Annotated in this window: 6 protein-coding genes; 1 reads left to right on the forward strand and 5 read right to left on the reverse strand. The window is 49.7% G+C overall.

What is annotated here, in order from left to right:
- The coding region (locus Q0236_RS12930; RefSeq protein ID WP_297918891.1) for an ATP-dependent helicase at positions 1 to 1,648 on the forward strand (1,648 nt) is incomplete at its 5' end.
- A gap of 515 nt (positions 1,649 to 2,163) precedes the next feature.
- Here Q0236_RS12930 and upp read toward each other — a convergent pair.
- The 5 genes from upp to Q0236_RS12955 all read right to left on the reverse strand — a co-directional run.
- Positions 2,164 to 2,790, reverse strand: a complete 627-nt coding sequence (gene upp / locus Q0236_RS12935; protein ID WP_297918903.1) for a uracil phosphoribosyltransferase — start codon at positions 2,788 to 2,790, stop codon at positions 2,164 to 2,166.
- Between the two features lie 587 nt (positions 2,791 to 3,377).
- Entirely contained in the window at positions 3,378 to 3,971 is a 594-nt protein-coding gene (locus Q0236_RS12940) for a BON domain-containing protein (protein WP_297918894.1), read from the reverse strand.
- Positions 3,972 to 4,347: 376 nt separating this feature from the next.
- Positions 4,348 to 5,121, reverse strand: coding sequence for an SDR family oxidoreductase (locus tag Q0236_RS12945; RefSeq protein WP_297918897.1), 774 nt, complete (start codon positions 5,119 to 5,121; stop codon positions 4,348 to 4,350).
- 264 nt (positions 5,122 to 5,385) lie between these two features.
- The gene (locus tag Q0236_RS12950) at positions 5,386 to 5,754 is read right to left on the reverse strand and encodes a pyridoxamine 5'-phosphate oxidase family protein (RefSeq protein ID WP_177389050.1); all 369 of its coding nucleotides are present in this window, start codon (positions 5,752 to 5,754) and stop codon (positions 5,386 to 5,388) included.
- A gap of 98 nt (positions 5,755 to 5,852) precedes the next feature.
- A partial coding sequence (locus Q0236_RS12955; RefSeq protein ID WP_297918900.1) for a DNA alkylation repair protein occupies positions 5,853 to 6,454 on the reverse strand: 602 nt, incomplete at its 5' end.

A 6,454-nucleotide genomic window follows, 5' to 3' on the forward strand; every position in this document is an offset into this window, starting at 1 on the left:
CGACGCGCGCCCCTACGGCGGGGCGTATCTGTACGACGTGTACTCGCTGTATCAAAACAAGGAGATGAGCGCGGATTTTGAGACGTGGTTTAGCAAGAACTACGAGGATCAGGCGGAATTTGCCGAAATTTACGCAGATATTTTGCGCGAGTTTGAGGAGGAAAAGGCGAAATTTAACTACGCGGATTTCAACGACGTTTTGCTAAAAATGCGCCATGAGCTGCGAAAGGGCGCGCCGCTGCGGTTTGATGAAATTTTAGTGGACGAGTATCAGGACACGAACTCGCTGCAAGGAAGCCTCATCGATGCCTTCGCGACGAAAAGCCTCTTTTGCGTCGGCGATTTCGATCAGAGTATCTATGCTTTCAACGGCGCAAATATCGACATCATTGGCAGCTTCGGCAAGCGCTTTGCGGACGCTAAAATTTACGCGCTGAATATCAACTACCGCTCAAGCTCGGCGATTTTGGCGCTTGCAAACCGCGTCATCGCGAACAATCCGCGCCTTTACGAAAAGAAACTGATCGTGGGCCGCGAGGGTAAATTTAGCGCGCCTAAGCTACATGTTTACGACGATACGGCGGCACAATACGCCCACGTAGCCGCACAGATCGCGCAAAGCGGCACCCCGCGCGAAAAGATCGCCGTCATCTTTCGCAATAATTCCAGCGCCGACGGCGTCGAGGTCGCGCTTAAGGAGCTCGGTATCGGCGCGAAGCGAAAAGGCGGCGTGAGCTTTTTTGAAAGCCGCGAGATCAAGGCCTTTACGGACATCTTCGCGATGATAATAAATCCAAAAGATATGATGGCCTTTATGAGTACGTGCGAATACGCAAGAGGCGTCGGCAGCGCGCTAAGCAAGGAGCTTTTCGATGCGTTAATCGCGCTTGGACACGGAAGCATTCATGCAGGGCTTTTGCGTCCCGACGAGAGCGTTAAAATTTTTGAAAAAAAGAGGAAAAACTATCAGCTCGGGCTTTTTGACGATGTAGATATAATCGGCTCGGTATCGCGCTTTGAAGCTTTGGAATTTGACGAGTTTTTTCGCTCGCATCCGGTTCTAAAACACAATAAAATTACCGAGGGCGGCGCCGTATTTTTGCACGAAATTTATAAAATTTTTAAAAAAAGCGGCTCCGCTGTGAGATCCGCTACGCTGATCTCACATATCAAGGATTCGCGCCTTTTCGCGCTCGTGGCGGATTTCATCGCGACAAAGCGCGCGACGCTAAAAAACGGCAAGACAGACGAGGATCGCAAGAAGGACGAGACCTCTCGCATCTATGATAAATGCGGCATTTTAGAGCAGATCGCGGGCAAATACGCGGATCCGCAGAGCTTTTATAACTTCATAACCCTGGGCGCAAAGGAGATGAGCGAGGGCGAGGGGGTAAATCTGCTCAGCGTGCACGCAAGCAAGGGGCTTGAGTTTTGCAGCGTCTATCTCATTGACCTGGCGCAAAACCGCTTCCCGAACCTCAAGCTAATGGCGATGGGCGGCAGCCTGGAGGAGGAGCGGCGGCTATTTTACGTGGCGGTTACCAGAGCGCGCGATGAGCTGGTGCTAAGCTACGCGAAATTTGATAAGATCAGAAAAGTTAGCTACGAGCCGAGCTGCTTTTTAAGGGAAGCGGGGCTGGTAAAGTAAGCGAAATTTTGCTCGCTAAATTTTTAAATTTCATTTTGGCGCGGGCGGATCATTTGGGTAAGAATTTTACTCCTCGCGTATGCCTGACGCGCCGCCGCCCCGGCTTCTTTATCGGGTTGCTTGGTAAGAATTGGGCCGCACGATTTGTAAATTTTGCGATTTGTAAATTTTTGCGGCGGGCTAAAATTTGAAATTTTGATTATGCTCTGCTACCGTGTTTTATACAGCGCAGAGCTCAAATTTTATTTGATAAATTTCAAAATACCGTAAATTCTACGACGAATTAAAATTTACGAACGTACCAAATTTACGGCGCTGCGAAATTTAAAATTTCATTACGTATTGCGCGCTCTGCCAAATTTTGCCGCGATGAAATTCCGCGGCGCGGCAACTCGCATATTTGATAAATAGATTTCGCAGCGCAAATTGCATTGCTGGCAAATTTAACTTATCGTCGCGCAAAACACTACCCCGCGCAAATTTAGCGCAGCACAAAGCCCTTCGCCGCGTTAAACTCACAGCGTATTAAACACCCTATCTCCCGCGTCTCCGAGACCCGGCACGATATATTTTTGCTCGTTTAATCTCTCGTCGATCGCCGCGGTAAAAACCTCGACCTGCGGGTAGATCTCGCTAAATCTATGAAGCCCCTCGGGCGCTGCGATGATGGAGATAAATTTGATCTTTTTAACGCCGTTTTTCAGCAGAAATTTCACCGCATCGATCGCCGTGCCGCCGGTCGCAAACATCGGATCGATGATGATTGCGGTGCGCTCTGCGGCGTCTGCGGGCAGCTTGGCGTAAAAAAACTCAGCCTGTGCGGTCTTTTCGTCGCGCTGAAAGCCCAAAAATCCCACGCTAGCGTCCGGTATGAGCTTAAAAACGCTATCTAGCATCCCCAGTGCGGCGCGCAAAATCGGGCAGATCATGATCTTCGTGGCGAGCTTATATGCGCTGGTTTGCGCCACGGGCGTATGCACGTTCACCTCGCGCAGCGCCAGATCGCGCGTCGCCTCAAACATCATCAGGTAGCTGATCTCGTCGACGAGCATGCGGAACTGAAACGGATCGGTCCCCCGATCGCGCAGGATCGTGAGCTTGTGCTCGATCAACGGGTGCTTGATCAGCCTCACGTTAGGCAGCTCGCACGCGGTTTGGTACGTACATTTTTGGCTTTGGCTCATTTTCTCTCCTTAAATTTACTGAATTTTGCGCCCTTTAGGGCATTTTGATCGTATATTTTAGCGCGAACTTTTGCGCCATGGCGCTGAAATTTTGCCGATAACGGCAACGCGATTTTAAATTTAGCTCATTTTAGCTCACAATGCGCGCGTTACGTTTAAATTTAGCTCGGCAGCTCGCTTTAAATTTAGCGCTTTTAAAACGCGACGCTTTAAAATTTTGCTCGCTTGAGCCGCTTTTAATTTAGCCGCTATTTAAACAGGGCGCGCTTTTTATCGGCACCGAGCGCTACTTTTCGGCGAGCGCTCACGGCGTAAATTTTATCTGCGAAATTATCGTCTGAGGCGGCTTTAAATTTACTTAATGCTCGCGCTCGTGAGCCAAATTTTAAAATTCCACGTTATCTTGCGCGCCGATAAAATTTTAATTTCATGTATGCTGGCGCTGTGCAAGCGAGCTAAAATAAATCGAGCATATCCTTAAATTTAGCCCGCCGCAAGCGGTTAAATTTGCCGTACCGAAGCGATCAAATTTAACCGCAAAGCCCCTACTCCTTCACCACGCGCAGGAACGAATACACGTCCTGGACTCCCGGCGCGTGCGTCGCGTACCAGATCGCGTGTTTTTCGTGCTCGATGTCCGTTACTACGCCGCTAAATACCACGTCGCAGCCCACGATCGCCACGCGCACCGCAGTGCCCGAAACGTCGGTATCGGAAAAGAGATTTTTCTTTAAATTTGTAAAAATTTCAAACGAATTGCACGGATATTCGGGCTTTTTGACGCGCAGATAGGTATGCACGCGCCGCACGCCTTCGGTTTGCCGAGCCAAAGCAAGCAGCGGCTCGCGCATCGCTTCGCTATCGAGCAGCCCGATGAGATAGACCTCGCCGTAGAAGCACTCGACCTCCAGATCCCAGCTGCTAAGGCCTTTGGTAAATAGAATTTTGCTTTGGATTTTAGTCTGGATGAGCTTGTCGCTAGCGACCTCGCTTACGCTGCGGCGATCGCGCGCTACGGAGTAGATGTCATATACGCTAAGCGCGTTGCCAGCGGGCGCCAGCGGAGCCGCGCACGAGCTAAATAGCGCCGCGCAAGAGAGCAAAAACACCGACAAAAATGCCAGAAACAAAACTCTCAAACCCTCTCCAATCTCGTTTAATTTCTAATTATCTCAAACCGACTGCCGGCGCCGCTTTTTAAATTTAACCCCGCAGGCGCCATTTTGCCGCAACTTGAAATTTTGCTCCGTAAAATTCCGCCTAAACCGCACGCTGCAAAATTTTACAATGAAAATTTTAAAATTTGCGTTGTAATTCGCGCAGCTTGCGGAATTCTGCGTTTTCTTCGCTGCGAAATTTCACGCGCAGTATTCGTCGCCATAAAATTCTACACGGCTAAATTTTCATTGCAAATTTGCCGCTGCGAATTCTACGGAGTAAATTTCTCGCGGCGGAATTCGCCTCTGTAAAATTTTATATTTCAAAACCCGCGCCCAAAATTCCGCCCGGTCGCGGCTAATTCGTCGTAAGCCCGCCGTCTATCGCAAATATCGCGCCGCTGACCCATTTCGCCTCGTCTGATGCCAAAAACACCGCCGCATCGCCGATGTCCTGCGCGCTGCCGATTTTGCCGAGCGGATAGATATTTTGCACCATCTGCTCGAACGCCTCGCGCCCCTGCGGGCTAAGCGCGCTTAAATTTCGCTCAAACTGCGGCGTCAGCACGCTTCCGGGCGCTATGGCATTAACGCGCACGCCGAGTTTGCCGACCTCGAAGGCAAGCGATTTAGTGAAAGAATTTAGCGCGCCTTTGGTGATCGAATACGCCGTCGTAGTGCGTCCTACGAGCATTCGGTTCGCAAAATACGACGAGATATTGATCACGCAGCCTTTGCTAGCCGCAAGCGCGCCCAAAAGCCCCTGAGTAAGCAGATATGGCGCTTTGACGTTTAGGTTTAGATGAGCGTCCAGCAGCGCTTCGTCGGTCGCCTCAAACGGTACGAATTTTCCCAGTCCGGCGTTATTTACGAGAATATCTATCTTAAGGGGTAGCGCTAAAATGCGCTCGCAAAGGCCTTTTATCGTTTTGCTTTGCGCCAAATCCGCCTCTACCGCGTAAATTTTTACGCCATAACCCCCCAAGGCCTCCTGTGCGATTTTTAATTTCTCCTCGCTTCTGCCGAGCAGGATCAAATTTGCGCCCTCTTCGGCGAAACACTTTGCGATGCCAAGCCCTATACCGTCGCTTCCGCCCGTAATTACGGCGGTTTTACCCTCTAATCGTTTCATACTTTTCCTTTCAATGCGTAAATTTATGCTCTAAAAATTTGAGCGAGATTTATGGATCTCGCAGGCTTTGAAATTTTGCAGGCTTTGAAATTTTATTAACTTTAAAATTTCGCCCGCTTTAAAATTTCGCGGCGAAGCGAAATTTCATCGATAAAATTTTACTAACTTTGAAATTCTACCGATAAAATTTCACGGCAAAATTCCATCGTAAAGCTCGCGGTAAAATTTCATCCGTGAAATTCCGCTCAAATCGCGCCGCTTGGCTTACAGCACCTGTTTTACGCTACTAGCCGTGATTTCAAGTAGCCTCGTAGCAAACGGAAATTTCGCCTTCGTTTCCTCAAACTCCGCGCCGCTATCTATAAAGCGCGCCGTGCCCTTCACCACAAAGCCGCGCCCTGCGCCAAACCTGCCTGCTAGCTCCTTCGTTGCGACGCTAAGCTCAACGTTTGGATTTGCCTCCACGTTGCTTTGCGTCTTTTTCATACCCGCAGCGGGGATGAGGATGCGATCACCCTTAATGACGAGATATCTGTTCCACGTATTGCTGATGTGAGCCTCGCCCTGCGCGCAGGTAGCGATACCTACGGCGCATTCATAATTCAAAATCTCCAAAAATTCCTTGCTAAACATTTTCTCTCCTTAAATTTACATTTTAAAGCTCGCGATTTTGGCTGACAAGCCCCGCGCGCAACTGAAATTTTAACTACCTCTGCCACTTTCCGTCTCGGTTAAATTTTATACTTCAAAAGCGCATCTTTTTCGGCTTTGCTTACGCGAAAGCTATCGCGGATCTTCGATATCGCCTTGTTTTGGATAAATTTAACCGCCCGCTTGCTCGCCAAAAACGCAAGCGTGATCTCGCGCTGCTTGATAAACATCTCAGCTATCGCCCACGCCACACCCATCTGCACGTAGTACCGCTCGTCGCTTTCGGCGGCGCAAATTTCAAAAAACTCCTCGGGCGTGAGCGCGCTCATATTTCGCATAAAATAAACGTAGAAAAATCGCCGCTCAAACTCGCTCACGCCGCTTTTGGCCTGTTTTAGCAGCGCATCTGCAAAAGCGGCGTCCCTGAATTTCGGAGCGAACATATCGCAAGCCGCCCAATTTGGCATCGTTTTGATAAAATCGCTCGCAAGCGCGAATTTCGTCTCATCTTGCTTAAAAAGCATTATAAAAAAGCCCTTTAGCACGAACTCCTCGTGAAAAACGGGCTTATATTTTTGCAGCTCGCACCGCGCCTCATCCGCCTCTCCCAAAGCGGCGAAGCTTTTGGCAAGCGCACGCAGTGCGGGAGTGCGCACGCCCAAAATCTGCGGCGCGGGGATTA

Source organism: uncultured Campylobacter sp. (genome assembly GCF_938031315.1).
Taxonomy (GTDB): Bacteria; Campylobacterota; Campylobacteria; order Campylobacterales; family Campylobacteraceae; genus Campylobacter_B.